Consider the following 26973-nt stretch of genomic DNA (forward strand, 5'->3'; position numbering starts at 1 on the left):
ATGCGACTGCTTGTGGTGGAAGACGAGGAGGACCTGGTCGACGCGTTGCGCGTCGGCCTCGTCCGGGCGGGATACGCGGTGGACGTCGCCTACGACGCGCCTTCCGCGCATGAGAAGTTGCAGCTCAACTCGTACGATCTGGTCCTGCTCGACCTCAACCTGCCCGGCGGGGACGGCTTCCAGCTGTGCCGCAGCGTGCGCGCGGCCGGGCAGGGCGCGCGGATCATCATGGTGACCGCCCGCGACCGGCTGGACGACCGGGTGCGCGGGCTCGACGAGGGGGCCGACGACTACCTGGTCAAGCCGTTCGCGTTCCCCGAGCTGCTGGCGCGGGTGCGGGCGCTGCTGCGCAGGGACACCGGCGCCGGCACGTCGGTGCTGGAGGTGGGCGGGCTGCGGATCGACACCGCCCGGCTGGAGGTGTCGCTGCACGGCAGGTCGCTGGCGCTCACCCCCAAGGAGTACGGGGTGCTGCACTACCTCATGCGCCGCCCCGGGCACGTGGTCTCCTCCGAGGAGCTGCTGGAGCACGTCTGGGACGAGCACGCCGACCCGTTCACCAGCACCGTCCGCGTCACGGTCGGCAACCTGCGCCGCAAGCTGCAGGAGGAGGGGCTGATCGAGACCGTGATCAGCCGGGGCTACCGGCTCAGGGAACCGGCGTGATCCACACCATCCGCTTCCGGCTCACGGTCCTGTACTCGGGCCTGCTCTTCGCGCTGGCCGCGCTCGTGCTCGGCGGCACCTACTTCGCCGTGTCCAAGACCACCGAACAGCGGCCGATCACGACGGAGTTCGCCAAGACCTACAGCGGCACCACCTTCCTCGGCAAGCGCGAGGTGGTCTTCGTCGAGGAGGTCGAGAACGCGGTCAACGTCAGGACGATGGCCACGCTGCGCGACTACTCGCTGATCACGCTGGCCGGCCTCTACGTCGCCAGTCTCGGCATCGGCTGGGTGCTGGCGGGCCGCGTGCTGCGGCCGGTCAGGTCGATCACGCGTACGACGGAGGAGATCCAGGCCACCGACCTCAAACGGCGCATCAAGCTGAACGGGCCGCGCGACGAGCTCAAGGACCTGGCCGACACCATCGACACCATGCTGGACCGGCTGGAGGAGGCGTTCAGGGCGCAGCGCCAGCTCATCGACGACGCCTCCCACGAGCTGCGCAGCCCGCTGACGATCATCCGGGCGAACGTGGACGCCGTGCTCGCCGCCCCCGAGGCCAGCGACGAGGAGCGGGTCAGGGCCGTGGCCATCGTGGACCGCGCCACCACCCGCATGACCAGGCTCGTCGAGGATCTGCTGGCCAGCGCCAGGCGGCAGGGCGGCGCGTTCGCCGACGCCGACCTCGACCTGGCCAGGGTGGTGGGCGAGGCGTGCGAGGAGTACGCGACGCCGGCCGCCGCCCGAGACCTGACCATCACCCGGCGGCTGGGAGCGGGCCTGGAGGCGACCGGCGACGCCGACGCGCTGCGCCGCGCCGTGGCGAACCTGCTCTCCAACGCCGTGCGCCTCTCACCGCCCGGCGGGGCGATCCGGGTCGCGGCGGGCAGGTCGGAGGGCTGGCTGTGGGTGGCGGTCCGTGACGACGGCCCCGGAATCGAGGCGGCCGACCAGGCGCGGGTGTTCGACCGGTTCTGGCGCGGAGAGGCCAGCCGCCGCGACCGCCACACGGGCCTCGGCCTGGCCATCGTCCGCCAGATCGTGGAGTCGCACGGAGGGCGGGTGGCGGTGTTCTCGCGGTTGGGGGAGGGGGCCACGTTCGTGCTCTGGCTGCCGCCGCGGGACGGCGTGCCCGGCGCGCCGCCCGATCACAACCCTCTCTGACCGGCCCGCCCGCGGCAGACCGCCCGCGCGACCAGGAACGCCACCACCGGCACCACGAACACGGCCACCCGCAGCCCGAGCACGATCGTCGCGTAGGTGTCGTGCGGGACCGTGAGCAGCGCGTGCGGGGCCGGGGGCGGCTGCGGGAAGCCGGGCGCGGAGTGCATCGGAGGCGCCGCCTCCGAGACCCACGTGCCCGCCCACAACACGGTGAAGAACGCGATGACCGCGATGCCCAGCGCCGTGCGCACCGGGGCCTGCGACGGCCGGTCGAGCAGGTGGTGGTGGTCGCCGTCGCCGGTGAAGCGCCGCTCGAGGAACGGGTAGAGCAGCAGGATCCCGAAGAAGACCGTCAGGATCAGCGGCGGGATCCAGAGGCCGGGCTGCAGGACGTACCCGCCGATCGTGAGCTCCCACGGCGGGACGAGCCGCTGCGCGCCGTCCAGCACCCCGAAGTACCAGAACGGCTGCGCCGACGGGACGTGACCGCCCGCGCTGTACGCGCCGTGCTCCCACACCGGGTTGACCCGGACGAACGTGGCCAGCGCCGCGATGGCCCCCATCGTGAACAGCGCCGTCGCGCCGTTCTTGACCGCGAAGTAGGGAAAGAACGGGCCGCCGGTGACCCAGCCCTCCACGGCCTTGCGCTCGTGTTCATGGTCGCGACCGCTTCGCTCGGTGTGCTTCTGCCGCCAGGTGAGGATCAGCGCGTGCAGCGGCACGACCGCCATCAGGATCCCCGGCACCAGCAGCACGTGGGTGACGAAGATCCGCGGAAGGACCTGCCCGGGGAACTCGCCGTCGAAGGCGAACGCCGACAGGTACGTGCCCACCACCGGGATCGACAGCAGCAGCCCCTGCGCCTGCCGCAGCCCGGTCATCGCGAGCTGGTCGCCCGGCAACGAGACGCCCAGGAACGACTCGAACAGCACCAGCCCGAACAGCACCACCCCGAGCATCCACGTCAGCTCGCGCGGCCGCCGGAACGCGCCGGTGAAGAAGACGCGGCACAGGTGGGCCACGATCGCCAGCACGAACACCGTCGCCGACCAGTGGTGGAGCTGCCGCATCAGCAGCCCGCCCCGCACGTTCAGGCTGATCTCCGCCGCGGACGCGAAGGCCACGTCGGGGTTGGGCTTGTAGAACAGCGTGAGGAACGTGCCCGTCAGCACCAGCAGCGCGAACGAGTAGAGCGCCAGCTCGCCCAGCAGGAACGACCAGTGGCTCGGGAACAGCTTGCGCAGCTGGGGGCGGAGCCAGCGGGCGAAGGGCAGGCGATCGTCGAGGTAGATCGCCGAATCGACGGCCGTTTTTGCGGATCCCGCGACGATACGGGCGCGTCGCTTGGGCTTGGTAGGAGTGGCCATGGGGGCCTCCTGGTGGGGGTGTGATCCGATTCTGCACCCATACGCCGACTTTCTCAAGAATTGGTGTAAACCAATTGGTCTAATCCAATTTCTGGTCTTCCAGAACTATAATTGGATTAGACCTTTGGTGGGGCTTTGACCAGGACAAACAAGGACTTATCCGAGGAGTGCAGTTTCATCATCAATTTCGCCGGTAGAGTCCGGGCAGAGCCGTTGATTGGAGCGTGTGGTGGCCAAGTACGTTTACGACTTCACCGAGGGCAACAGGAATCTCAAGGATCTTCTTGGCGGCAAGGGAGCGAACCTTGCCGAAATGACCAACCTCGGGCTCCCCGTTCCCCCCGGATTCACGATCACCACTGACGCCTGCCGTCACTACCTGGCGGCGGGCGTCGTACCGGACGGCCTCGAGCAGGAGGTCGCCGAGCACCTGGACGCGCTCGAGAAGCAGATGGGCCGGCGGCTCGGGCAGGCCGACGACCCGCTGCTGGTGAGCGTGCGCTCCGGGGCGAAGTTCTCCATGCCGGGCATGATGGAGACCGTCCTCAACATCGGGCTCAACGACGAATCGGTACACGGCCTGGCCAAGCAGGCGGGCGGCAACGACCGCTTCGCGTGGGACTCCTACCGCCGGCTCATCCAGATGTTCGGCAAGACGGTGCTCGGGATCGACGGCGACCTGTTCGAGCACGCGCTCGACACGCTGAAGGGCAAGCGCCAGGACACCGACCTCGACGCGGGCGAGCTGCAGGGGCTCGTGGAGACGTTCAAGGGCATCGTCCACGAGCAGACCGGCAAGGACTTCCCCACCGACCCGCGCGAGCAGATGCGCCTGGCCGTCATGGCGGTCTTCGACTCCTGGAACGCTCCCCGGGCCATCCTCTACCGCCGCCAGGAGCGCATCCCCGCCGACCTCGGCACCGCCGTGAACATCGTGGCCATGGTCTTCGGCAACGTCGGCAACGACTCCGGCACCGGCGTCGCCTTCACCCGCGACCCGGGCACCGGCAGGCAGGGCATCTACGGCGACTACCTGCAGAACGCCCAGGGCGAGGACGTGGTGGCCGGCATCCGCAACACGATCCCGCTGGAGGAGCTCGAGCGCATCGACAAGCGTTCGTACGACGAGCTGCTCGGGATCATGGAGACCCTCGAGAACCACTACCGGGACCTGTGCGACATCGAGTTCACGATCGAGCGCGGCAAGCTGTGGATGCTGCAGACGCGGGTCGGCAAGCGCACGGCGGCGGCGGCGTTCTGCATCGCCACCCAGCTCGTGGACCAGGGCCTGATCACGATCGACGAGGCCGTCACCCGCGTCACCGGCGACCAGCTGGCGCAGCTCATGTTCCCCCGCTTCGACGGCGGCGCGGACAAGAAGAAGATCGCCAAGGGTATGAACGCCTCGCCCGGCGCGGCCGTGGGCAAGGCCGTCTTCTGCTCCGAGCGGGCCGTGGAGCTGTCGGAGCAGGGCGAGGACGTCATCCTCGTCCGCCGCGAGACCAACCCCGACGACCTGTCCGGCATGATCGCCGCCAAGGGCATCCTGACCAGCCGGGGCGGCAAGACCTCGCACGCCGCCGTGGTGGCCAGGGGCATGGGGAAGACGTGCGTGTGCGGGGCCGAGGAGCTGGAGGTCTCGACGAGCGAAGGCCGCTTCACCGCGCCCGGCGGGGTGGTGGTGTCGGAGGGCGACGTCATCTCGATCGACGGAACGTCCGGGGAGATCTACCTCGGCGAGGTGCCGGTCGTGGACTCGGCCGTGGTCGAGTACTTCGAGGGCGCCGAGCCGGAGGACGAGCTGGTCAAGGCCGTGGACCGGATCATGAGCCACGCGGACTCGGTCCGGCGGCTGGGCGTGCGGGCGAACGCGGACACCCCGGACGACGCGGCGCGGGCCCGCCGGTTCGGGGGGCAGGGGATCGGGCTGTGCCGGACGGAGCACATGTTCCTGGGCGAGCGCAGGCAGCTCGTGGAGGACCTGGTCCTGGCCTCGACGGACGAGGCCCGCCAGGCGGCCCTGGACGCGCTGGAGCCGCTCCAGAAGGCCGACTTCACTGAGATATTTCGGGCTATGGACGGAAATCCCGTCACAATTCGGCTGATCGACCCGCCGCTCCACGAGTTCCTTCCCGACATCGTGGATCTGTCGGTCAAGGTCGCCACGGACGGGGCCACGGACAAGGACCGCAAGCTCCTGGCGGCCGTGAAGCGCCTCCACGAGCAGAACCCGATGCTCGGCCTCCGCGGCGTCCGCCTCGGGCTGGTGATCCCGGGCCTGTTCGCCATGCAGGTGAGGGCCATCGCCCAGGCGGCCAAGGAGGTGCCGGGCGCGCGGCCGGAGATCATGATCCCGCTGGTGGCGGCCGTACAGGAGCTGGAGTCGGTACGCGAGGAGGCGGCGAAGATCCTCGCGGAGACCGGCGTGGAGGCCCTGATCGGCACCATGATCGAAGTCCCCCGGGCGGCCCTGACCGCGGCCCAGATCGCGGAGGCGGCGGAGTTCTTCTCCTTCGGCACCAACGACCTGACCCAGATGACCTGGGGCTTCTCGCGGGACGACGTGGAATCGGCGTTCTTCTCCCGCTATCTCGACCAGGGCATCTTCGGCGTCTCCCCGTTCGAGACCCTGGACCGGGAGGGCGTCGGACGCCTGATCAGGATCGCGGTCGAGGAGGGCCGCTCGACCCGCCCGGACCTCCACCTGGGCATCTGCGGCGAACACGGCGGCGACCCCGACTCCGTCCACTTCTGCCACGACGTGGGCCTGGACTACGTCTCCTGCTCCCCCTTCCGCATCCCGATAGCCCGCCTGGAAGCAGGCCGCGCCGCCCTGACCGACTCAGACTCCGACACCCGCTGACCTCGGGGGGCCTCAACCCCCCCCGCTCGCTTCGCTCGCCGGCACCCACCCGCTACTCGGTTACCGGTCGGGCCCGCCGGACCGCTCGCTTCGCTCGCCGGCACCCGCCCGTTGCGTGGTTACCGGGTGGGCCTGCTGGATCCCGCCCCGAGCGGTCCTCGCTGACGCTCGGCCGTGTCGATGGGGGCTCGCAGCTTCGCCCCGAGCCCCCGGGCGAGGTGGCCTGCCGGCCCCCTCGCGCTCCCCCGGCCGTGGGCCACATTCCACAGGAGTGTCGTAGGCACTGAGACGAGAATACGAGCGGCGTTCTACGGCTGCGGAGGGACAATGCTAAGCGGCGTGAGCCTCGAATCGGACCGATGCGAGATCATGCCAGAGGTGCGCCGGACATCGGCGTCCAGGGCAGCGGCCAGGTGGCGTAGGAGCGCGACGGTTGGTGCAGTCAGCGCGTCAGCGCGGTGCCCAGGCGGCGGATCACCTCGGCCTCGCCCGGGTCGGCGTCGTCGCCGGACGGCGCGTGTTCGGTGATGGCCGCCCCGACGACGTCGTCCACCTGGGAGAGGAGGTCGAGCAGCCGCTGCGGCCGGACGCCGTCGGGCTCCGGGTAGCAGGTCGAGCCGAAGGCGGTGGGCTCCAGGACGTCGAGGTCGACGTGGACGTACACGGGGCCCCGCAGACCGTCGAGCGCGCGCTCCAGGTCGTCCACGCCGTACCTGCGCAGGCCGGTCTCCGCGAGGTACTCGTGCTCGGACGCGTCGCCCGCCCGCTCACCGGCGATGATCACCTGGTGCGGCCGCAGCGGCCGCTCCGGCGTGAGGCCGGCCGGGCCGTCCCCGAGCAGCGCGCGCACCACCATCCCGTGGAAGGCGCCCGACGGCAGGGTACGCGGGCTGTAGACGTCCGGGTGCGCGTCGATCCACAGCACCGTCAGAGCGTCCCCGAAGCGGGCGTGGGCGGCGTCGATCGGCGCGATGTCGACCGCGCAGTCGCCGCCGACGGTGACCACCCGGTCGTCGATGCCGGCCAGCGCCTCGCGCGTCCGCCGCTGGTTCTCCACGAGCACGTCGTACGCGCGAACCCCGGCCGCCCTGTCCCCGCCCGTCTCGAGCACCGGCACGGTCACCACCGCGTCGGCCGGAACGAGCGCGGCGGCGCGGCGGGCACCGGCCATCAGCCGCGGCGCGCCGTCGGACGCCGAGCCTTGCCATTGCGGCACGCAGAGCACAGTGGTCATGCGGCGACGATACGGGGCGCCGTGATCGGAGTGCCAGATCGTTCATGAGGAGGCCCAGGTCCGGTGTGGGCGTCGCCCACTTCGGAGGTCACTTCCATGGAAACCCTTGCCGCATCCGGATCGTAGTCGTACCGTCACGGATAGCGTTTCCCGAGATGTGGAGGTGGAGCAGTGGGGAGGCACGTATGCGGGCATCCTTTCGCGAACGGGGAGGTGTGATGTTCACGCACATCGCGTGGCGGCTCGACGCGATGATCGAGGCGATCACCGACCACCGCCCGCCCCTCACCCGCCCGATCGAGCAGGCGCTGCGGGCGGTCCCGCGCCACTGGTTCGTGCCGCCGGTGGGGGAGTCGCTCGAACGCGACGGGCGCGGCGCGCCGATCGACCGGGAGGCCGACCCGCCGGCCTGGTGGGACGCCGTTTACGCCGGGCGCCCGATCGTGGCCGCCGACGGGTGCTCGTGTCCCGCGCCCAGCGCGGTCGCCGACCTGCTGGAGCTGCTCGGGCCGGCGCCGGGCCAGCGGGTGCTGGAGGTGGGCACGCGTACGGGGTGGACCGCCGCCCTGCTGTGCCGGCTGGTCGGGCAGGCGGGGAGCGTGACCTCCATCGAGGCGGACCCCACCGTGGCCGAGCAGGCCGCCAAAAACCTGGCCGCCGCGGGAGCGCTCCCGCACCTGGTCGTGGGCGACGGCACGGGAGGCCGGTCCGAGCGGGCGCCGTACGACGGGGTGCACGCGACGTACGCGACGCGCACCGTGCCGTACGCCTGGATCGCGCAGACCAGGCCGGGCGGGGTGGTGGTCGCGCCGTACGGCGACGGGCACGCCCTGCGGCTCGTGGTCGGTCCGGACGGCACGGCCGCCGGACGGTTCTCGCCGCTGACGACCATGACGTGGACGCGGCGCGACACCCCGCCGGGCGCCGTCCTGGCCGAGGACGTCCTCGCCGGGCCGGGTGACGCCCGCCGGACGTGGGCGGAGTGGGGCGAGCCGGAGCGGGAGCGGTTCGGCGTGACGATCACGCCCGACGGGCAGCGGGTCTGGCTGGACAGCCCCGAGCGCGTGATCGGCTGAGCTGCCGAAATCCGGTTGACCCCGCGCGGAGCCCGCCAGAAGGATGCGGGGGTGCAGATCGAGTTCACGCGATTCTCCCCGGACGACGTCGAAGCGCTCGTCGGCTTCCTCACCGGGCACGAATGGCCCTTTCACGCGGGCGTCCAGGACCCCGGGACCGTGCGCGAGCGCGCCGCGGGCGGCCTCTACGACGACGAGGAGTCCAGGACGTTCTGGGTGCTCGCCGACGGGGAGCGGGCGGGCCTGGTGCGGCTGCAGGACCTCGCCGACGACACCCCCCTGTTCGACCTTCGGATAGCGGAGCGATGGCGGGGCCGGGGCCTCGGCGCCGCGGCGGTCGCCTGGCTGACCGGATATCTCTTCACGGAGCTGCCGCACGTCAACCGGATCGAGGGCACGACCCGCCAGGACAACCACGCGATGCGGGCGGTCTTCCGCAAGAGCGGCTACGCCAAGGAGTCGCACTACCGGGAGTCGTGGCCGGGCCTGGACGGCACGGTCCACGACGCCGTCGGCTACGCGATCCTGCGCCGCGACTGGCTCTCCGGCACGGTGACGCCCCCCGACTGGGACGACGAGCCCCGCTGACCGCGGGCGGCGCGCCTGGCCGGAGACCGGCCAGGCGCGGGGGGTCAGGAGGTCTTGCGGGGGCGGTGGCGGGCCACGGCGCGGGCGTGGGCGTCGGTCAGGAGGGGGCGGGCCTGCTCGCCCGGGTTCACGATGGCGATCCAGCCCTGGGTCGCGTACTTGGGGTGGGGCAGGACGCGGTCCTCGGCCGTGTAGTCGACCTCGGAGTCGTCGCCGGCGAGCCGCTGGAGGGTGGCGCGCCCGACGGCGATGTTGAGCCGGAACACGCCCGGCCTGTTCAGGTCGGAGAAGGTGTCCCAACCCGGGTAGTCCTTGATGACGATCGTGGCGAACGGCTGACGGGGGTGGGTCTCCAGGGTGCCTTCCGGGTCGTAGAAGAAGAACGTGTCGCCCCAGGCCACCTCGGGGGCTTCGCTGTTCGCCTCGATGGTCTGGGTCACGACTCCGGGAAAGCCGGAAACGAAGCTGATGATGTCTTCCTCAGTCATGCCTTCAAGTGTTTCATTGACCAACCCAGTGAGACTTTTCGCGCAGAACAGTCCCTTGACCGAGCGAAAGCTTCAAACCGCAGGAGGACAACCATGTCTGAGACACACCTTCCCGGGGGCTTCGTCAACGCCGTCGTCCGCGTCGGCGAGACCGTCCGCCGCACGCCCGGGCAGCGGGCCGCGTACGTGCACGAGCTGCTGCGCCTCCTGGAGGCGAGCGGGTGGGCGGGCGCGCCCCGGTTCCTGGGCCTCGACGAGCGCGGGCGGGAGATCCTGAGCTTCGTGGACGGCCACGTGGCCTGGGAGGACGTCCAGCCGGACGGCGTCGCCTCGGACGAGAGCCTGGCGCGGGTGGCGGAGCTGGTGCGGGAGTTCCACGACCTGACCGCCGGCACCTCACTGGCCGGGGAGGAGGAGGTGGTCTGCCACAACGACCTGTCTCCCAAGAACACCGTCTACCGGGGCGAGGAGCTGCGGCCGGTGGCGTTCATCGACTGGGACCTGGCGGGGCCGGGACGGCGCGTCCACGACGTGGCGCACGTCTGCTGGCAGTACGCGGGCCTCGGCCCGCTGCTCGCCGACCCGGCCGACGCGGCCCGGCGGGTGCGGCTGATCTGCGACGCCTACGGGCTGCGGGAGCGCGGCGAGGTGGTCGAGACGATCCTGTGGTGGCAGGACAGATGCCGGCGCGGCATCGAGCAGCAGGCCGCGGAGGGGCTCGCTCACGCGGTCAGGCTGCGCGAGCAGGGGGTGGTGGCGCAGGTGCGCGCCTGCCACGACTGGGTCGCCGAGCACCGCGCCGGATTCGAGCGGGCGCTGCGCTAGACCGTGGGCGTCACGGCCTGGGCGGGCTGCCCGGGGGAGGGCTCCTCGACCGGGACGTAGTCGTGGCGCATGCCGTGGTCCCCGAGCCACCGCCGCAGCCCGGAGACGGCCTCCGGATTGGCCGACACCTGGGCCGCGTACTCCGACAGCGCGACCTCCTCGCCGTCGTCGAACAGCAGCCGCGCAGGCCCCGACCACGACAGCGTCCACTTGGCCTCGCCGAGCTGGATCAGCACCGCCTCCAGCGCCTGCCCCAGCACCCCGGCGAGCAGGGTCTCCGAGGCGTTCCAGCCCTGCTCGCGCAGGACGGCCTCCAGCTCCGCCTGCCGGCCGCGGGCGATCGCCTCGAAGGCGGCGTCCAGGTACGGCCGCGCGGCCCCCATCACCCGCTGGCCGGCCACCGCCAGGTCGTGGAGGGCGTCGGCGTTGCGGCCCGCGTACATGGCGTGCGCCACCAGCTCCTCCCACGGCACCGGCCGCAGCCCGGTCAGCGCCTCCGGCGTCCACATGGACTGCTCCACGGCGTTCACCGCCACGTTCGCGTCACGCAGCAGCGTCAGGGCCGAGCGGGGGTCGGGGACGTGCGGCGGCTCCGGCAGGTGCTCGATGGCGGCCAGGCGCTCGGCCAGGCTCGGATGGGAGTCGTACGGCGAGACCTCCTGCGGCTCCTCGCCCAGCTTGGCGATCTCGGCCTGCCGGTCGGAGTCGCTCATGAGCGCGTGGAAGCCCCCGAACACCGAGACGGGCCTGGTGCCGCCCGCGCCGGTGAGCGACAGGTAGTTGGCGACGTAGAGGTCCCAGCCGGTCGCGGTGGTCTGGATCTTGCGCAGCGCCCCGGCCATGGCCTGCCGCCCGCCGATCGCGACCGCGAACTGGTCGGCCTCCAGCTCCTGCTTGCGCGAGACGGACTGCGAGACCCGCAGGTAGAACTTGGCGTACCAGGTGAACAGGCGCTGGACGAACGGGTGGTTGCGCAGCCCCTGGACGGTGGCGAGGAGCGCGACCCGCCCCCGGTAGACCGGCGCGCCCAGCCGCGTGTGCGCGCCGCTGTAGTGGCCCAGCTCGTGCCCCAGCACCGCACGCATCTCGTCCACCGTCAGCGTCTGCAGCAGCGGCAGCCCGATGAACATCCGCCGCCGCGTCGCCTTCATCCCCAGCCAGCGCGTGTCCTCCGAGACGGCCGCGTTGACCTCCGCCACCAGCCGGATCTCGTCCGGCGGCGCCGTGCGCACGCGCTGGGCGAGCTCCTCGACCGTCTGCCAGAGCACGGGCTCGTGCTCGCGCCCGATCGGCACGCCGGGCTGCTCGCCGCCCTGGCGGCGGCTCACCACGAACAGGGCCCGTACGAGCGCGCCCGCGACCAGGGTGAGGACGATCGCGGCCTTGAGGGCGTTGGCGTGGAAGTCCACGAGGAGCAGGACGTCGAAGAAGACGGCGGCCACCAGGAAGAGGCCGACCAGAACGTAGAAGCCGGCGAGCAGGATGAAGGCCAGCACTGCTCGGAACGCTGTCGTCATGGGGTGAGGGCTCCCGGGGAAGGGGTTCTCGCGAGGCTCGACCTTAGCGGAGACCTGAAACTGGATAAAATCACCAAAGCAATGCCGTACTACGATGACCACGATCAGGAACGCTGGATTCCGGAACCTCCCGGCAATCCTGAGCGCTCCGCGTTCGAGCGCGACCGCGCCCGCGTGCTGCACAGCGCCGCCCTGCGCAGGCTGGCCGCGAAGACGCAGGTCGTGGGCCCTGCCGAGTCCCTCGGCGGCGGCCAGCACATCCCGCGCACGCGCCTGACGCACTCCCTCGAATGCGCTCAGGTCGGCAGGGAGATGGGCGCCACGCTCGGCGTCGATCCCGACCTGGTGGAGACCGCGTGCCTGGCGCACGACCTGGGGCACCCGCCGTTCGGCCACAACGGGGAGATGGCGCTCAACGCGCTGTCGGCCTCGTGCGGCGGCTTCGAGGGCAACGCGCAGAGCCTGCGCCTGCTCACCAGGCTGGAGGCCAAGGTCCTCACGGAGGACGGCCGCAGCGCCGGGCTCAACCTGACGCGGGCGGTGCTCGACGCTTCCATCAAATATCCCTGGACATGCGAAAAATCCGCAAAATTCGGCGTATACGACGATGATCTACCCGTGTTCCGGTGGATCCGGGACGGCGCGCCGGACGGGCGGGTGAGCTTCGAGGCCCAGATCATGGACTGGGCCGACGACGTCGCCTACTCCGTGCACGACCTCGAGGACGCGCTCCACTCCGGCCACGTCACCCCCGAGGCGCTGCGCTCGCCCATCGAGCGCACGCTGGTGTGCGAGACCACCCGCACCTGGTACGCCCCCAACTCCGACCTCGGCGAGCTGGAGGAGATCTTCGCCAAGCTGATCACCGACCCGCTCTGGCCGCGCCGCTTCGAGGCCACGCTCGCCGACCTGGCCGGGCTCAAAGCCCTCACGAGCGGCCTCATCGGCCGCTTCTGCCGCTCGGCCCAGACCGCCACCAAGGAGGTGTACGGCTCCCGCCACCGCGCCGACCTGGTCGTGCCCCACGCCACCCGCCTGGAGTGCGCCCTGCTCAAGGGCGTCACCGCCCACTACGTCATGGCCACCAGGGACCACAACGCCAACCAGGCCAGGCAGCGCGAGCTGATCACCGAGCTGGCCTCGATGATCACGCTGGGCGCGCCGGGCACGCTGGAGCCCGCCTTCAGGCCCGCGTACCTGGGCGCCGCCGACGACGCCGCCCGGGTCCGCGTGGTGATCGACCAGATCGCCTCGCTCACCGACACCTCCGCGGTGGCGTGGCACCGCAGGCTCTCCCGCTGACCAAGTTTCTCCATGAGTCGGCACACCCGGCTTTCCCGATGACCCGCGCGGGCGGATACTGCGCCCATGGCCACATATGTGATCGTCGGTGCCGGACTCGCGGGGGCCAAGGCCGCGGAGACGTTGCGCGAGGAGGGCTTCGACGGCGAGATCGTGCTGATCGGCGCGGAGAACGAACGGCCCTACGAACGACCGCCCCTGTCCAAGGAGTACCTCCAGGGCAAGGGCGAACGCGAGAGCATCTTCGTCCACGGCCCGCAGTGGTACGCGGACAACGCCGTCGACCTGCGGCTCGGCACGCGCGTCACGCGCCTCGAGCTCGACAACCACCTGGTCAGGCTCGGCGACGGGTCGCGCCAGCCGTACGACAAGCTGCTCATCGCCACCGGTGCCACGCCGCGACGCCTGCCGGGGCCCGCGTACTACCTGCGTACCGTGCACGACAGCGAGGCGCTCAGGGAGCGCCTGGCCGGCGCCGGCAGCGTGCTCATCGTCGGCGCGTCCTGGATCGGGCTGGAGACCGCGGCGGCCGCCCGCGCGGCCGGTTGCGAGGTCACCGTCGTCGAGCCCGAGCCCACCGCGCTCAACCGGCCGCTCGGCCACGAGCTCGGCGACCTGTTCGCCCGCCTGCACCTCAGCAAGGGCGTGGACCTGCGCTTCGGCACCGCCGCCGCCGAGATCACCGAGACGGGCGTGCGGCTCAGCTCGGGCGAGCGGCTCGCCGCCGACTTCGTCGTCGTCGGCATCGGCGCCGCGCCCGAGGTCGGGCTCGCCCGTGACGCCGGGCTCGACGTCGGCCAGGGCATCCGCACCGACGCCGCGCTGCGCACCTCGCACCCCGACGTGTTCGCCGCCGGCGACGTGGCCGAGTCCTTCCACCCCCTGTACGGGCGCCGCCTGCGCGTCGAACACTGGGCCAACGCCCTGCACGGCGGCCCCGCCGCGGCCCGGTCCATGCTCGGCCAGGACGTGGTCCACGACCGGATCCCGTACTTCTACACCGACCAGTACGAGCTGGGCATGGAGTTCTCCGGCGACATCGAGGGCTACGACGAGATCGTCTACCGCGGCGAGCCGGAGAGTCTGGAGTTCGTCGTCTACTGGCTGCGCGAGGGCCGCGTGATCGCCGGCATGAACGTCAACGTCTGGGACGTCGTGGATGAGATCCAGGAGCTCATCAGGTCACGCGTCATTGTTGACCAAAAGGAGCTATCGACGGGGTGACGGTGACCACGCCCTTGTCGGTGCGCTTCGGCTTCGGCTCCTGGGTCTTGCCGGCCTGCGGGACCTTCTTCGTCCCGCCGCACTGCACGGCGCAGGCCGGCGTCTCGCCCAGCTTGCCGCGCAGCGCCAGCGTCTTCTCCCTCGGCGAGTACGTGCGGTTGCCCGTCGCCCAGGCGTCGAGGTAGTCCCACGGCTCGACCATGCCCCTGCGCACCCACCAGTAGGCCGGGCCCGTCTTCCACGAGATCGCGAAGTAGAGGTTGGGCCCGGTGTCGCGGGCGTTGCCCGTCCGGCCCACCCGCCCGAGCAGCTGGCCCGCCTTGACCTTGACGCCCGGCCGGACGCCGTCGGCGATCGTGTCGAGGTGGCCGCCGAGGTAACGCACGCCGTCCTCGCCGATGATCGTGACGAACTTGCCCTCGCGGGCGGCCCCCGCGTCGGTGGCCGGGCTCCAGTTGTTCTGGAGGTTCACCTCGTCCACGACGCCGCCGATCGGCGCCACGAACGCGCACCCCTGCGGCGCCCAGATCGTCGTCTTGGGCAGCACGAGGAGCTGGCGCTGGTAGGTCGTCTTGCAGCCCTTCACCGGGAAGGTGTACTCGTACTTCGACAGCTTCGGCGGCGGCACCTTCACCGGGTCGTCGCCCTTGGGCGGCTGCTCGGCGGCCTGGTGCTCGGCCGTCGGCTCCGCCGACTCGCCGGTCTGCGCGGCGGCCGGGGGGCTCGTGGCCGGCGGGGTCGAGGGCGACGTCGCGTTGACCCCCGCCAGGCCGGTGACCTGGGAGCAGGCGCCGGTCAGCAACAGAGCGGCCGTGACGGCCGCCCATCGTCCGAGATGCCCCGTACGCATGATCTCCACCCGTGTCACCGTTTCCACCGACAACCTTTACCTTTGTAGCCGACCGGGAGCCCCCACAGAGCCGGTTTCCCCCTTTAGCAACCGACAGGTAATGCCCGTCTACCCCGGACCGCGCCCGGACGGGCGGAACCGTCGGTGGGGCGGAATAGACTCACCGGCGTGGCTGGCCGGATCCGTGATGTCGACATCGCGCTCGTACGCGAGCGTTCACCCATCGCCGACGTGATCGGCGAACACATCCAGTTGCGCAACGCCGGGGGCGGCAACCTCAAGGGCCTGTGCCCCTTCCACGACGAGAAGAGCCCGTCCTTCAACGTCACCCCCGAGCGCGGGATGTACTTCTGCTTCGGCTGCTCCGAGGGCGGCGACGTGATCACGTTCGTCGAGAAGATCGAGCACCTGTCGTTCGGCGAGGCGGTCGAGCGGCTGGCGCAGCGGGCCGGGATCACGCTGCAGTACGAGCAGGGCGGCTACGTCCCCAGGCGCGACCACGGCGAGCGGGCCCGGCTGATCGAGGCGCACAAGGCGGCGGCGGAGTTCTACGCGGACAAGCTGCTGGTGCCCGACGCGGCGCCCGGCCGGCGGTTCCTGTCGGAGCGCGGCTTCGAGCGGGCCGACGCCGAGCTGTTCGGGGTGGGCTACGCGCCGGCCGAATGGGAGGCGCTGACGCGGCATCTGCTGGGGCGCGGGTTCACCACCGAGGAGCTCGTGAAGGGCGGGCTGGCCAAGGAGGGCCGGCGGGGGCCCATCGACCGCTTCAGAGGGCGGCTGATCTGGCCCATCAGGGACGCCACGGGCGACGTGATCGGGTTCGGCGCGCGGAAGTTGCTCGATTCCGATGATGGGCCGAAATATCTCAATACGCCTGACTCGCCGCTTTACAAGAAGAGCCAGGTCCTTTATGGGATTGATCTCGCCAAACGGGAGATCTCCAAGCGCGCCCAGGCCGTGATCGTCGAGGGCTATACCGATGTGATGGCCTGCCACCTGGCCGGCGTGCCGACGGCGGTGGCCACCTGCGGCACGTCGTTCGGCGAGGAGCACATCAAGATCCTGCGCAGATTCCTGCTCGACCAGGCCGAGTTCCGGGGCGAGGTGATCTTCACTTTCGACGGCGACGCGGCCGGGCAGAAGGCGGCGCTGCGGGCGTTCGCCGACGAGCAGAAGTTCGTCACCCAGACCTACGTCGCGGTGCAGCCCGACGGGCTCGACCCGTGCGACCTGCGGGTCAAGCAGGGCGACGCGGCCGTGCGCGATCTCATCGCCAGCCGGGAGCCGCTCTTCCAGTTCGCGATCAGGAGCACGATCTCCCGCTACGACCTGCGCAGCAACGAGGGCAAGATCGCCGCGCTGGACGCCGCCGCGCCGATCGTGGCCGGCATCAAGGACGTCGGGCTGCGCAAGCGCTACGCCATCGACCTCGACCGGTGGCTGGGGTTCATGGACGAGCGGTTCGTGATGCAGCGCATCGCCGAGGTGGGCGGGGCGCAGCAGGGCCGCCCGCGGCGCGCGCCCCAGGCCGCGCCCGTCGATCCGAGCGTGCGGGTGGAGGGCGAGCTGCTCAAGCTCGCCGTCCAGCGCCCGGCGCTGCTCGGGCCCCGCTTCGACGCGCTCGACCCGCAGGCTTTCACGGCTGCCGACCACGTGATGCTGCACAAGGTCATCCTCGCGGCGGGCGGCGTGGCCGCGGGCGCCTACGGCGGGCGCGAGTGGGTCGACCGGCTGCTGGAGCACGCGCACGAGGAGGGGGCGCGGGGGCTGGTGACCCGCTTCGCGGTGGAGCCCATCCAGGCCGACGCGCACGCCGAGGAGCGCTACGCCGGCGCCATGCTGGCGGCCATCGAGGCCATCGCGGTCGACCGGGCCATCGCGCAGGCGAAGTCGCGGATGCAGCGGCTCAATCCGGTGGAGGAGCAGCAGGAGTACAACAAGCTGTTCGGGGAGCTGGTGGCGCTGGAGCAACAGCGCCGCGTCCTCCGCGACCGCGCCGCCGGCAGCTGACCCCCCGAACCCGTGTGAAGCGGGCATACCACGCAGACGGTTGATAACAGTTCGGCCGCGATGACAACCTGGATACCAGGGCGGTTGAGCGGGGAATCTCAGGGAGCCTGGCGCGGTCCAATGCAGCGTCAAAGAGGACGGGTGACGACTTCCGGGCAGCGAAAGAGTCGCGTCCGACCGGAGGGTGTCGCCGGGCGCCGGGAATCCAGACCGCGTAATTGACTTTTCTTTCCTGATCAAACTCCGGCTAAACCTTTAAGTGATCTCAATTCGGTAAGGACGTTCGTCTTACCTTCGGTGACAAAAATGGGTCTGCCATTTGATGGAACCAATACTGCAGACTGTCTCCCGTGGGTGCATCGGTGCTGCCAAGCAGTCCGCCATCGGTAGATCAGGTGGCGGACCTCGTCGCTAAGGGAAGAGAGCGCGGGAGCGTAACCGTCGATGACGTCGCAGCCGCGCTTGACCGATCCGAGTTGCCATCCGACGCGCTGGAACGCGTCGTGCGCATGCTCGCAGAGAACGGCGTGGAGGTCCTCGAGCCCCAGGGCGACGAGGAATCCACCCGCGCCGATGAGGAAGACGTCGGCAAGCGGGCGCCGACCAGCGATCTGGTCCGTATTTATCTACGGGAGATCGGCCGCGTGCCTTTGCTGACGGCAGAGGAGGAGGTGGAGCTCGCCAAGTCGATCGAAGCCGGTCTGTTCGCCGAGGACAAGCTGGGCAGCGGGGTCTCGCGCCTGGCCTTCCCGGAGTTCAGGGAGCTCGTCTGGCAGGGCACCCGGGCCAAGCAGCGGCTCATCGAGGCCAACCTCAGGCTCGTGGTGTCGATCGCCAAGCGCTACGTGGGCCGCGGCATGCTGTTCCTGGACCTGATCCAGGAGGGCAACCTCGGGCTCATCCGGGCGGTCGAGAAGTTCGACTACACGAAGGGCTACAAGTTCTCCACCTACGCCACCTGGTGGATCAGGCAGGCGATCACCAGGGCCATCGCCGACCAGGCGCGGACGATCCGCATCCCCGTGCACATGGTGGAGACCATCAACAAGCTCGTGCGCGTACAGCGCCAGCTCCACCAGGACCTCGGCCGCGAGCCGATTCCCGAGGAGATCGCCAAGGAGATGGACCTCCCTGTCGATCGCGTGGTGGAGATCCAGCGCATCGCCCAGGAGCCGGTGTCGCTGCAGTCGCCGATCGGCGAGGAGGACTCCGACCTCGGCGACTTCATCGAGGACGCCGACGCCGTCGTGCCCATGGAGGCCGCGGCCTTCATCATGCTGCAGGACCAGCTCGACGACATCCTGGCCACGCTGTCCGACCGCGAGCAGCGCATCATCCAGCTCCGCTTCGGCCTCGCCGACGGCCATCCGCGCACGCTGGAGGAGGTGGGCAGGGAGTTCGGGGTCACGCGGGAGCGCATCCGGCAGATCGAGTCGAAGACCCTGGCCAAGCTCCGTCACCCGACGCGGGCGCAGATGCTGAGGGACTATCTGGACTGATCCGGAGGGATCCCAAGGGAACGGGCCCGGGCCGCTTCGCCCGGGCCCTTCCCACGCCCGCGGCCGTCAGGAGCAGCCCTCGAACTGCGGCACCGCGACCGTCGACAGGTCCAGCCCCGACTTGCCGAACCACCGGTGCAGCAGCCGCCCGGCCGTCCCGTCCTGGTACATGTCGGTGATCGCCCGGTTGACCGCCTCGCACCCGGCCACGTCGCTCCTGCGCATGCCCACCCCGGTGCGCTGCTCGTTGAACTGCGCGTTGGCCAGCTTCAGCCCCGTCCCGTCCTGGTTGGCCAGCCCGGCCAGGATGACGTCGTTGGTGGTGACCGCGTCGACCTGCTTGGTCTTCAGCGCCGTCAGGCACGCCTTGTAGTCGTCGAACGGCACCAGCTTCGCCGGCACCTCGCGCTCCTCCACGACCCGCTGGGCCGCGTTCGAGCCCTTGACCGCGCAGATCCTGCGGCCCTTGAGGTCGCGCACGTTCTTGATCGTCTCGTCGGGCCGCTGCAGGATGTCCTGGTAGGAGACGTGGTACGGCCCCGCGAACAGCACGTCCTTCTTGCGCTCCTGGTCGATCGTGAACGTGGCCAGCACCAGGTCGGCCTTGCCGTCCGTGATCACCTTCGCCCGGTCGGCGGCCAGCACGGGGATGTAGGAGACCTGCTTGTGCAGCTTGCGCGCGATGTAGGCGGCCACGTCCACGTCGAAGCCCTCGAACCCGCCGTCCGGGCGGCGGAACCCGACCGACGGCAGGTCGGGCCGTACCGCGATGACGATCCGGTCCTTGTCCACGACCGATTCCTGCCCGTCCGTCCCGCAGCCCGCGACGACCGTCGCGAACAGGGCCAGCACCGCTGCCAACGCCCGCTTCACCGGTACTCCTTGAGTCGTGGCCACACCCCTGCGATCAGCAGCAGCCCGATCGCGCCGATGGCGAACGGCAGCAGCCGCCACAGGTTGTCCAGCGAGCTTTCGCCGGTCTGGATCGCCCGCGTGAACGCGGCCTGGTGCCCGGCGGACAGCGACACCAGCGCGCGGTCATAGGCGTCGAACGACTGGGCCACCGGCCCGAGCCGCTCGGCGACCGCCTCGTTGGTCCGGCCGCTCGCCACCAGCTCGCGGAACTTCCCGTCGGCGGCCTGGAAACTCCGGTACGCCTCCATCGCCTGGACGCCCTGCGGGCCGACGAGCTCGGGCCCCAGCAGGCCGAGGACGTCGTTGTCACCCTTGGCGACCTGGTCGTGGTAGGTCCGCAGGTTGCCGGCCTTGAGGAAGACGACCGACATCGCCTTGTCCAGGAACGTGTGCTCGTAGGTGTCGGCCCACTCCTTGTCGAGCAGGTAGCGGCTCTGGTCGCCCTGCATGCTGTTGCTGATCGAGCGCGCCTTGGCCAGCGTCAGCACCGAGTCGAACCCGGCCGACTTCGCCGTGCGCAGCGCGTCCTGGTCCCGCGCGAGCACGTTCATGCCGATGATCAGCGCGACCGCGGTCGTCACGGTGGCGACCAGCAGCGCCGGGCCGAACACCCGGCGGAACCGCCGTGCGAGGAAGATCTGCAGCCAGAGCAGGCAGCCCAGCGCGAGCAGCCCGGCCACCACCACGGCGGCCCGCAGCAGGGGCACCATGACGGCCTTGTCGTCGTAGGTGGCGCGCACGATCGTGCCGCTCTCCAAGGTCAGGTTGTACGCCTGGGGCAGCAGCTCGACCCGCATCAGCTTGGTGGCCTCGCGGTAGGTGAGCACCACCTCCTGGGGCGGCGGCCCCGGCGCGTGCTTGGACCGCTCGTCCAGCAGCAGCGCCTGGCCGGTCAGCCGTTCGTAGCGGCCCAGCCGGTCGAGCACCGAGTGGACCGTCTCCTGCTCCGCCTTGGTGTCGGCCAGCGACAGCGCCTGCATCAGCGCCCCGTTGGCCCTGGACCGCGCCGCCTCGTAGCGGTCGAGCGCCTGCGCGCGCTGCGGCGCGTACTGGTCGCCCATCACCAGCACGTTGGCCACCTGCGCGTCCATGTCGCTCAGCGCCAGGTAGAGATCGGCGGTGGCGACCACCTGCGGGCCCGCGTCGCGCCCGATGACCTGCAGGCCGTCGCGGGCGGTCATGCTGCCGACCGCGAGCGCCCCGAAGAGCAGCGCCAGCGAGGCCACGGTGACGCCGGTGATGACCCGGATCCTGCCGGGCACGCTGCGCCGCGCCGGCGGCGGACCGGCCGCCGCCGGCACCGCGGGGGCCTGGGGCGCCTGGGGCTGTGCGAGGGTCACGGCGTGCCCTCCCTGATGGTGATGACGGTCCACGCGCCCAGGTGGATCTTGTCGCCCGCGCCGACCCTGACCGGCACGTTGACCTTGACGGGCCTGCCGTTCACCTGGGTGCCGTTGGAGGAGCCGGGGTCGACCAGCATCCACGAGCCGTCCGGCTGCGCCAGCAGCACGGCGTGCAGGTGGGAGACGCCCGGGTCCTCGGGCGGCCCGGTCAGGTCGATCTCGGGCGCCATGTTCCTGGCCCGGCTGCGCCGCCCGATGCGTACCTGCTCGCCCATCAGCGCGAACGAGCGCTCGGGGCAGTACGGCGGGAACGCCATCGCCGCCGCGTCGGGCCCGCCCTCGGCGACGACCTTCTCGTAGTAGGTCCGGTCGGCCGCCGTGACGGCCTCGAACCGCACCCCGCTCACGGGGACCGAGACGGGCGCGCTGCCGCCGGTGAAGTCGTGCCCGCACACCTCGCAGAACTGCCCGGCACGCGGCGTCTGGCAGACCGGGCACGCCTCCGCCGACGGGCCCGGAGCCTGGGGCTGGGGCGCGGCCGCGGGCGCGCCCCCCATCTGGGCGCCGCAGACGTCGCAGTAGTCGTCGGCGCCTGACGGGTGCCCCTGCGGACAGGTGGCCATCAGTTTCCTTCCTTGCGCAGCCGGCTGGTACGGACGGAGCCGGTGTCGAGCTCGAGCTCGTCGGCCTTGTCCACGTTCCTGCGCAGCCTGGCCGTGCCGGTGGCCGGATCGACCTCGACCACCTTCTCCAGCAGCCTGGCCGTGTCCTCGCGGCCCGACTGGGCGGCCAGCTGCTGGGCCTTGGCCAGGCGGGCGGTCGCGGTGTCGACGTCGCCCATCGCCCGGGCGCTGAGGCCGTCCTGGATGAGCTCGTGCAGCTCGGCCTGGCCGGTGTAGTGGGCGACCTTGCCGTTGATCCGGGTGGACTGCGCCAGGTCGTCGGTCCACTGGGCGAGCACGTTCCCGCTGGCCAGGACCTCCTGGGTGTCGGGGCGTACGAGCTTGACCCAGCCGGCCCTGATCTCGTGCCCGATCTGCCCCGGCGGCACCTCCACGCAGATGTGGTACTCGCGCTCCTCCGTGCCCCAGGAGCCGGTCGGGTAGTCGCCGGTCAGCGGGTTGACGTCGGTGCGCTTGCCGGTCAGGTCGAGCAGCGTGGGGGAGACCTGCTTGACGAACTTCAGCGTCGCCGTCTGCGGCACCCACACCCGCAGCGACAGCTCGGCCACGGTCTTGCTCATCGACGTCCGCGTCAGCCTGCGGAAGAACTCCGACAGATCCCCTTGGTTGCGTACGTAGTCGAACGAGCCGAGCATGGCCTCCGCGACCTTGCGCAGCTCGGCGGGCACCCAGTCCTCGCCGATCCCCAGGGAGTCGACCACGAACTTGCCGCTCCAGCCCGCCAGCACCGAGGCGAACACCTCGGGCCGCTCGTTGTTCTGGCCGTCGGTCATCAGCAGCGCGTGCCGGATCGCCGACGGGTGCGCTGAGAGGAGATGCCCGGCCAGCTTCAGCCACTCGCCCATGGCGGTGCCGCCGTGCGCGCTCAACCGGCTGATCGCCCGCTCGGCCTCGGCCCTGGTGGCTGGGCTCGCCTTGACCAGGTTGGCGTTGCCGCCGGGGTAGACGACCTTGGCCCGCTCGGTGCCGGCGACCACCGCGAAATACACCCCGTCACGCAGGGTGTGGACGGCGGCCGTGGCCGCCTGCCTGGCCTCGCGGATCTTGCTGCCGCTCATCGAGCCGGACGTGTCAATGATGATCACTTCGGCGGCCTCGGCGGCGACGGTCTGCGTGGTGACGCCGCCGGTGGAGCTGACCGTGAGGATGGCGTGCACGTCGCGGCCGTCGGTGGACAGGTACTTGTTCTGGTCGATCGTCAAGGTGAAGGTCGGCTGCTCACCCATGCGTCACTCCTAGGGGGATCAAGGCGATGGTCACGTTGTCCTGGCCGCCGGAGTCGAGCGCGTGGCGCAGCATCTCGCGGGCCATGTCGATGGGGGTTCCGGAGCTGGGGAAGGCGTAGCCGTCCAGGTAGCGCCACAGGCCGTCGCTGCAGACGAGCAGCAGGCCGGGCTCCTCCGGGGTGAGGACGCGTACGTGGAGCGGGACGTCGACCGCGTCGGCGCCCAGCCAGCCGGTGATCTCGCCGGTCTCGATCGCGTCGTCCACGGTCAGCATGACGCCGGGCCGGCCTGCCGGTCCCGGCAGCCAGTAGGCCCTGGTGTCGCCGGCCCAGCCGAGCGTGATCCGGCCCCGCTCGACCACGGCGGCGATGTACGTGCAGGCGGGGGCGTCGTCCACGGATGTGGCGAGCTTGCTCACCGCGCGCCCGGCCAGCTCGAACGCCTCCTGCTGCCCCAGCCCCCTGGCCAGCGCGGCCGAGGCGGTCTCGACGGCCACCGCGGACGCCTCGTCGGCCCTGGGCGAGCTGCCCACGCCGTCGCAGACCACGGTCACGACCGCGTCGCCGGACGTCAGCAGCGCCACCGCGTCCTCGTTGCGGCTGCGGCGCAGGCCCTTGTCGGTCACGGCCGCCGCGCCGCCGTCGATCACGGTCTCCGCGTGGTCCCTGTCGGTGGGCTGGCGCAGGCCGCACCGCTCGCAGTAGCCCTCGGCGTCCACGGCCGCCGCGCCGCACGAGGCGCAGGTCGGCGCGCCCAGGGCGTGCCCGCACGCCTCGCAGTAGGTGTCACCCGCCAGCACGGGCGCCTCGCAAACCGGACAGCTCATTAGATCCAGCTCCTCGGCCGTACGGCGTTCGCCCGGTCGATGAGGGCGTGGCGTTCCTGGCGGGAATCGGCCGCGACGGCCAGCCTGCGGAAGATCGACTCCAGCCTCTTGCGCAGCCCCTGCTCGGTGAACGGCGCCTCGGCCAGCCGCGCGCCCTTCGGCGGGGAACCGCTCTCGAGCCAGGTCAGCGCCGAGGTGAGCAGCTCGGCGGTCAGCAGGTCGCGGCGGCGCGGGTCGAGGTCGGCCTGTCTGGCCAGGCGGTCGGCCGAGCCCACCAGGTCGTCCGTGGTGAGCGTGCTCAGGTCGGCCCCCCGTACGACGGAGACCGCCAGCGCCACCTGCGCCCGCGCCCGGTAGACCGAGTGGGAGGGCACCTCGTCGAGCACGCTCATCCGGCCCGACCTGGCCAGCCCGAACACCGCGCTCACGTACGAGTGGTCGGTCCGCCAGACGGCCTCGTACCAGCCGGCGGCGGGCTTGCCCGCGCACTCCAGCGCGAACGCCAGCGCCAGCTTCGGCGCCAGCTCGCCGGGCAGCGCCGACAGGCACGCGTCGAACATCGCGACGGCCTCCTCCGGCCGCCCCGTGGTCAGGCAGAGCACCCCGCGGTACCAGGTCACCCGCCAGTCGCGGGGCAGCTCGATGTCCAGCTCGTTCAGCGCGACGGGGGCCTCGGGCGCGGCCCCCTCGGCCAGCAGCCTGGCCCGCATCAGCTTCGTCTCGGGCGTCCTCGGCAGCGCGGCGAGCTGGTCCATCAGCTCCTGGCCGTCGCTGCCCAGCAGCCCGGCCAGCGCGCCCGCCGCCGCGTCGGCGGGGTCGACCAGCGGCACCGGCAGCGCCTGCGCGACGGCCACCGGGTCGAGCGGCCCGAACACCACGTCGCTCTCCTCCGCCAGCACCGTGCCCACGGCGCTGCGCTCGGGCCCGAACATCGGCGAGGGCGCCGGGTACGGGACGTTGTCCTCGATGGCGCTGACCTCCCGCAGCACCCCGACGAGCTGCTCCTCCATCTCCTCCGCGCTCTGGAACCTGTCGGCGGGGTTGAGGGCGGTGGCCTTGCGCAGCAGCCGGGTGAACGACGGGTGCCCGCAGTCCTCGGGCAGCGGGGTGGCCACGCCGTTCGCATACGGGGCGAAGCCCGGGATCGCCAGCACCGCCAGCGTCCTGGCCACGGTGTAGAGGTCGGCGGTGACGGCGGCGGGGTGGGACTCCACCTCGGGGGCGTGGTAGCCGGGCGTGGCCCAGCCCGAGCCCGGCGGCGCGCCGACGGGCAGCACCGCGCCCAGGTCGATGAGCTTGAGCCGCTTGCCGACCCTGATCACGTTGGCCGGTTTGAGGTCGCAGTAGACCATGCCGTGCTCGTGCAGGTAGGCGAACGCCTGCAGGATCTCCCGGCCGTACATGAGGGCCTCGCGCAGCGGCACCGGGCCCTGGCGGCGCAGCTCGTGCAGCGACTGGCCGCCGACGTACTCCATGACGATGTAGCCGAAGCCGCCGGAGCGCTGGAAGTTGAGGATCTTGACGATGTTGGGGTGGTCGACCGTGGTGAGGAACTTCCGCTCGGCCTCCGCCGCCGCCAGCGCCTCGGCGTCGTTGGTGTTGAGCAGGCCCTTGAGCACGACCCACATGCCGTCGAGGTTCTCGTCGGAGGCCAGGTAGATCCAGCCGAGCCCGCCGTGCGCCAGGCAGCCCAGCACGCGGTACTGGTCGGCGACCAGGTCGTCCTTGTCCAGCTTGGGGGTGAACGAGAACTGCGTGCGGCAGTGCGGGCAGAACCCGTCCGTCAGCCCCGGCCGGCCCTCCCTGGAGCGCCCGACCTCCTGCCCGCACGCCGGGTTGGCGCAGTAACGCTTGTTCTCGGGCACCACGGGGTCGGCCATCACGGCGGTGGCCGGGTCGCGGTAGGGCACCGACGGCAGGTCGGCGATGGTGGCCAGCACGCCTGGCCGCGACCTGCCGCTGCTCACCGGAGAGGTGACGGACCGGCTCACCGGCTGTGTCCGTACGGAAACGGGCCCGGAAATGGGCACGGAAACGGGCACGGAGGCGGGCGGCGGCGCCGGGGTGCTCGCCGAGTGGCCGCACAGGTCGCAGTAGCCGTCCTCGATCGTGCCCGTGCAGCCCGGCTGCGCGCAGCGGGTCATGGCTTACCTCCGTGGATCGCGCGCTGGTACGTCTCGACGGCCGCCGCCGCCCTCGTCAGGTCACAGGGCGCCGTCCACAGCAGCACGCGCGCCCGTTCGAACAGCTCGGAGGCCGCCGGGTCCTCCGCCAGGCCCTTGCGCACCGCCATCACCTGGCAGGCGCCGAGCCGCCCGCGCAGCTCGTCACGCCTGCTGACCAGGCCGTAGAGCGCCTTGGCGGTGGCCTGCGACTGCTCGGCGGCCCGGCGGGCCTCCTCCTCCAGCGCCGCCAGCCGCTTGGCCCGCAGCACCCAGGTGTCGGCCGAGGCGTCGAGCGCGTCCAGGCCGGCGGCCAGGGACTCGGCCCGGCCGCGCGGCTGGGCCTGCGGCGGCAGGGCGATCTTCACGACGACCGCGCCGTGGGCCAGCCTGGCCTCGCTCTCGGCCGCCCGTACCCGGTCGAGCGCGGCCACGAGGTCCTCCCGCCGCCTGGCGAACTCGTCCTTGACGGTGAGCGCCAGCTCCAGCTCCGCGCGGGAGCCGGCCAGCAGCTTGGTCAGCCGGTCGAGGTCCGGCTCCGCGGACGGGCCCAGCGGGTCTTCGAGCACCGAGCCGCGCAGCCGCTTCAGCTCGGCCTCCTGGGCGGTCAGGTCGGCGCCCTCGCCCAGCCGGCGTTCGAGGTCGCGGATGTGGCGCAGGTCGCTGTCGGCGCCGTCGAGGCGGGGCAGCACGGCGTTCCACACCGCGTCGATGTCGTTGAGCGCGGAGGTGACCTCGCGGAAGGCGGCGTCCATCCGGGTCAGGGTCTGGTCGAGGGTCAGCCGCTCGTCCTTCTGGGGGAGCAGCGAGCGCTGCTCGACGGGCTTGGCGGTGGCCCGCAGCACCACGGACGGGCCCGCGAGCAGCTCCGTCAGCTGGCTCAGCTGTTCGGGGGTCAGCCTGGCGCGCGTGGCCCTGATCTGCTCCGCGTCGCGCAGCACCCCCCGGTACGCGTCGTTCAGAGACCACAGCGTGGCCAGCGACTCCTGCGCCGCGGCCCATCTGCGCTGCGTCTCCCCGCGTAAGGAGGCTCCCTTGAGCAGCTGATAGGTGGTGTGGGATTCGAGATCGAGCAGGTCACCCGAGACGCGGTCGCGTTCGTCGGCGCGAGCGCGCAGTGCGTGCTCGACGCCCTCCCTGCTCATA

Annotated in this window: 22 protein-coding genes; 10 read left to right on the forward strand and 12 right to left on the reverse strand. The window is 71.3% G+C overall.

The window, feature by feature from the left end:
* Both H4W80_RS48255 and H4W80_RS48260 read left to right on the forward strand, forming a co-directional pair.
* Positions 1 to 666 (forward strand): response regulator transcription factor, encoded by a 666-nt coding sequence (locus H4W80_RS48255; protein WP_192791200.1) that lies wholly within the window; start codon positions 1 to 3, stop codon positions 664 to 666.
* Positions 663 to 1829, forward strand: coding sequence for a HAMP domain-containing sensor histidine kinase (locus tag H4W80_RS48260; protein WP_192791201.1), 1167 nt, complete (start codon positions 663 to 665; stop codon positions 1827 to 1829). Before H4W80_RS48255 ends, H4W80_RS48260 begins: the two co-directional genes overlap by 4 nt.
* On the opposite strand, the gene H4W80_RS48265 is transcribed toward H4W80_RS48260, so the two are convergent.
* On the reverse strand, positions 1814 to 3196 hold the full coding sequence (locus H4W80_RS48265; protein WP_192791202.1) for a cytochrome b: 1383 nt from the start codon (positions 3194 to 3196) through the stop codon (positions 1814 to 1816). The genes H4W80_RS48260 and H4W80_RS48265 overlap by 16 nt on opposite strands.
* Before the next feature lie 229 nt (positions 3197 to 3425).
* Here H4W80_RS48265 and ppdK point away from each other — a divergent pair, with 229 nt between their 5' ends.
* Positions 3426 to 6059, forward strand: a complete 2634-nt coding sequence (ppdK, locus tag H4W80_RS48270) for a pyruvate, phosphate dikinase (RefSeq protein WP_192791203.1) — start codon at positions 3426 to 3428, stop codon at positions 6057 to 6059.
* A 442-nt stretch (positions 6060 to 6501) separates the two neighbouring features.
* On the opposite strand, the gene H4W80_RS48275 is transcribed toward ppdK, so the two are convergent.
* Positions 6502 to 7293, reverse strand: a complete 792-nt coding sequence (locus H4W80_RS48275; RefSeq protein ID WP_225964073.1) for an arginase family protein — start codon at positions 7291 to 7293, stop codon at positions 6502 to 6504.
* A gap of 218 nt (positions 7294 to 7511) precedes the next feature.
* Between H4W80_RS48275 and H4W80_RS48280 the strand changes: the two genes are divergently transcribed.
* Both H4W80_RS48280 and H4W80_RS48285 read left to right on the forward strand, forming a co-directional pair.
* Positions 7512 to 8369, forward strand: a complete 858-nt coding sequence (locus H4W80_RS48280) for a protein-L-isoaspartate O-methyltransferase family protein (protein ID WP_192791204.1) — start codon at positions 7512 to 7514, stop codon at positions 8367 to 8369.
* A 51-nt stretch (positions 8370 to 8420) separates the two neighbouring features.
* Positions 8421 to 8957, forward strand: coding sequence for a GNAT family N-acetyltransferase (locus H4W80_RS48285; RefSeq protein WP_192791205.1), 537 nt, complete (start codon positions 8421 to 8423; stop codon positions 8955 to 8957).
* A gap of 44 nt (positions 8958 to 9001) precedes the next feature.
* Here H4W80_RS48285 and H4W80_RS48290 read toward each other — a convergent pair whose 3' ends face one another.
* Positions 9002 to 9445 (reverse strand): DUF6194 family protein, encoded by a 444-nt coding sequence (locus H4W80_RS48290; RefSeq protein ID WP_192791206.1) that lies wholly within the window; start codon positions 9443 to 9445, stop codon positions 9002 to 9004.
* A gap of 93 nt (positions 9446 to 9538) precedes the next feature.
* Here H4W80_RS48290 and H4W80_RS48295 point away from each other — a divergent pair, with 93 nt between their 5' ends.
* Complete coding sequence (locus tag H4W80_RS48295) at positions 9539 to 10270, forward strand: phosphotransferase (RefSeq protein WP_192791207.1); 732 nt, start codon at positions 9539 to 9541, stop codon at positions 10268 to 10270.
* On the opposite strand, the gene H4W80_RS48300 is transcribed toward H4W80_RS48295, so the two are convergent.
* Positions 10267 to 11787: a M48 family metallopeptidase gene (locus H4W80_RS48300; RefSeq protein WP_192791208.1), complete on the reverse strand. Its 1521-nt coding sequence runs from the start codon at positions 11785 to 11787 to the stop codon at positions 10267 to 10269. The two genes, H4W80_RS48295 and H4W80_RS48300, sit on opposite strands and share 4 nt — an antisense overlap.
* 81 nt (positions 11788 to 11868) lie before the next feature.
* Between H4W80_RS48300 and H4W80_RS48305 the strand changes: the two genes are divergently transcribed.
* Entirely contained in the window at positions 11869 to 13089 is a 1221-nt protein-coding gene (locus H4W80_RS48305) for a deoxyguanosinetriphosphate triphosphohydrolase (RefSeq protein WP_192791209.1), read from the forward strand.
* A gap of 66 nt (positions 13090 to 13155) precedes the next feature.
* Complete coding sequence (locus H4W80_RS48310; protein ID WP_192791210.1) at positions 13156 to 14313, forward strand: NAD(P)/FAD-dependent oxidoreductase; 1158 nt, start codon at positions 13156 to 13158, stop codon at positions 14311 to 14313.
* Here the strand turns inward: H4W80_RS48310 and H4W80_RS48315 are convergent.
* Entirely contained in the window at positions 14279 to 15190 is a 912-nt protein-coding gene (locus tag H4W80_RS48315; protein ID WP_318787400.1) for a M23 family metallopeptidase, read from the reverse strand. The genes H4W80_RS48310 and H4W80_RS48315 overlap by 35 nt on opposite strands.
* A gap of 141 nt (positions 15191 to 15331) precedes the next feature.
* Here H4W80_RS48315 and dnaG point away from each other — a divergent pair, with 141 nt between their 5' ends.
* Positions 15332 to 17173: a DNA primase gene (dnaG, locus tag H4W80_RS48320; RefSeq protein WP_192791211.1), complete on the forward strand. Its 1842-nt coding sequence runs from the start codon at positions 15332 to 15334 to the stop codon at positions 17171 to 17173.
* A 395-nt stretch (positions 17174 to 17568) separates the two neighbouring features.
* The gene (gene rpoD, locus H4W80_RS48325; RefSeq protein ID WP_364748160.1) at positions 17569 to 18672 is read left to right on the forward strand and encodes an RNA polymerase sigma factor RpoD; all 1104 of its coding nucleotides are present in this window, start codon (positions 17569 to 17571) and stop codon (positions 18670 to 18672) included.
* Between the two features lie 66 nt (positions 18673 to 18738).
* On the opposite strand, the gene H4W80_RS48330 is transcribed toward rpoD, so the two are convergent.
* Genes H4W80_RS48330 through H4W80_RS48360 form a run of 7 tightly spaced genes read right to left on the reverse strand, consistent with a single transcriptional unit; the run spans position 18739 to position 26972 of the window.
* Complete coding sequence (locus tag H4W80_RS48330; RefSeq protein WP_192791212.1) at positions 18739 to 19545, reverse strand: transporter substrate-binding domain-containing protein; 807 nt, start codon at positions 19543 to 19545, stop codon at positions 18739 to 18741.
* Entirely contained in the window at positions 19542 to 20927 is a 1386-nt protein-coding gene (locus H4W80_RS48335) for a hypothetical protein (protein ID WP_192791213.1), read from the reverse strand. The genes H4W80_RS48330 and H4W80_RS48335 overlap by 4 nt, the downstream gene beginning before the upstream one ends.
* Positions 20924 to 21553, reverse strand: a complete 630-nt coding sequence (locus tag H4W80_RS48340) for an FHA domain-containing protein (protein WP_192791214.1) — start codon at positions 21551 to 21553, stop codon at positions 20924 to 20926. The genes H4W80_RS48335 and H4W80_RS48340 overlap by 4 nt, the downstream gene beginning before the upstream one ends.
* Positions 21553 to 22839: a vWA domain-containing protein gene (locus H4W80_RS48345; RefSeq protein WP_192791215.1), complete on the reverse strand. Its 1287-nt coding sequence runs from the start codon at positions 22837 to 22839 to the stop codon at positions 21553 to 21555. The genes H4W80_RS48340 and H4W80_RS48345 overlap by 1 nt, the downstream gene beginning before the upstream one ends.
* Entirely contained in the window at positions 22832 to 23665 is an 834-nt protein-coding gene (locus H4W80_RS48350; protein ID WP_192791216.1) for a PP2C family protein-serine/threonine phosphatase, read from the reverse strand. The genes H4W80_RS48345 and H4W80_RS48350 overlap by 8 nt, the downstream gene beginning before the upstream one ends.
* Positions 23665 to 25809, reverse strand: coding sequence for a serine/threonine-protein kinase (locus H4W80_RS48355; protein WP_192791217.1), 2145 nt, complete (start codon positions 25807 to 25809; stop codon positions 23665 to 23667). Before H4W80_RS48355 ends, H4W80_RS48350 begins: the two co-directional genes overlap by 1 nt.
* Positions 25806 to 26972 carry a hypothetical protein gene (locus H4W80_RS48360; protein ID WP_192791218.1) on the reverse strand — a complete coding sequence of 389 codons (1167 nt, stop codon included), beginning with the start codon at positions 26970 to 26972 and terminating at the stop codon, positions 25806 to 25808. Before H4W80_RS48360 ends, H4W80_RS48355 begins: the two co-directional genes overlap by 4 nt.
* Between the last annotated feature and the right edge of the window lies 1 nt (position 26973).

The sequence above is a fragment of the Nonomuraea angiospora genome (assembly GCF_014873145.1).
In the GTDB taxonomy this organism is placed as follows: domain Bacteria; phylum Actinomycetota; class Actinomycetes; order Streptosporangiales; family Streptosporangiaceae; genus Nonomuraea; species Nonomuraea angiospora.

Bases quoted from the DNA above. Each gene is read 5' to 3' on its own strand.
- H4W80_RS48355 (WP_192791217.1), bottom strand. From the start codon at position 25,809: ATGACCCGCTGCGCGCAGCCGGGCTGCACGGGCACGATCGAGGACGGC.
- H4W80_RS48360 (WP_192791218.1), bottom strand. From the start codon at position 26,972: ATGAGCAGGGAGGGCGTCGAGCACGCACTGCGCGCTCGCGCCGACGAA.
- H4W80_RS48290 (WP_192791206.1), bottom strand. From the start codon at position 9,445: ATGACTGAGGAAGACATCATCAGCTTCGTTTCCGGCTTTCCCGGAGTC.
- H4W80_RS48345 (WP_192791215.1), bottom strand. From the start codon at position 22,839: ATGGGTGAGCAGCCGACCTTCACCTTGACGATCGACCAGAACAAGTAC.
- H4W80_RS48255 (WP_192791200.1), top strand. From the start codon at position 1: ATGCGACTGCTTGTGGTGGAAGACGAGGAGGACCTGGTCGACGCGTTG.
- H4W80_RS48350 (WP_192791216.1), bottom strand. From the start codon at position 23,665: ATGAGCTGTCCGGTTTGCGAGGCGCCCGTGCTGGCGGGTGACACCTAC.
- H4W80_RS48310 (WP_192791210.1), top strand. From the start codon at position 13,156: ATGGCCACATATGTGATCGTCGGTGCCGGACTCGCGGGGGCCAAGGCC.
- H4W80_RS48295 (WP_192791207.1), top strand. From the start codon at position 9,539: ATGTCTGAGACACACCTTCCCGGGGGCTTCGTCAACGCCGTCGTCCGC.
- H4W80_RS48340 (WP_192791214.1), bottom strand. From the start codon at position 21,553: ATGGCCACCTGTCCGCAGGGGCACCCGTCAGGCGCCGACGACTACTGC.
- H4W80_RS48305 (WP_192791209.1), top strand. From the start codon at position 11,869: ATGCCGTACTACGATGACCACGATCAGGAACGCTGGATTCCGGAACCT.
- H4W80_RS48275 (WP_225964073.1), bottom strand. From the start codon at position 7,293: ATGACCACTGTGCTCTGCGTGCCGCAATGGCAAGGCTCGGCGTCCGAC.
- H4W80_RS48300 (WP_192791208.1), bottom strand. From the start codon at position 11,787: ATGACGACAGCGTTCCGAGCAGTGCTGGCCTTCATCCTGCTCGCCGGC.
- H4W80_RS48265 (WP_192791202.1), bottom strand. From the start codon at position 3,196: ATGGCCACTCCTACCAAGCCCAAGCGACGCGCCCGTATCGTCGCGGGA.
- H4W80_RS48280 (WP_192791204.1), top strand. From the start codon at position 7,512: ATGTTCACGCACATCGCGTGGCGGCTCGACGCGATGATCGAGGCGATC.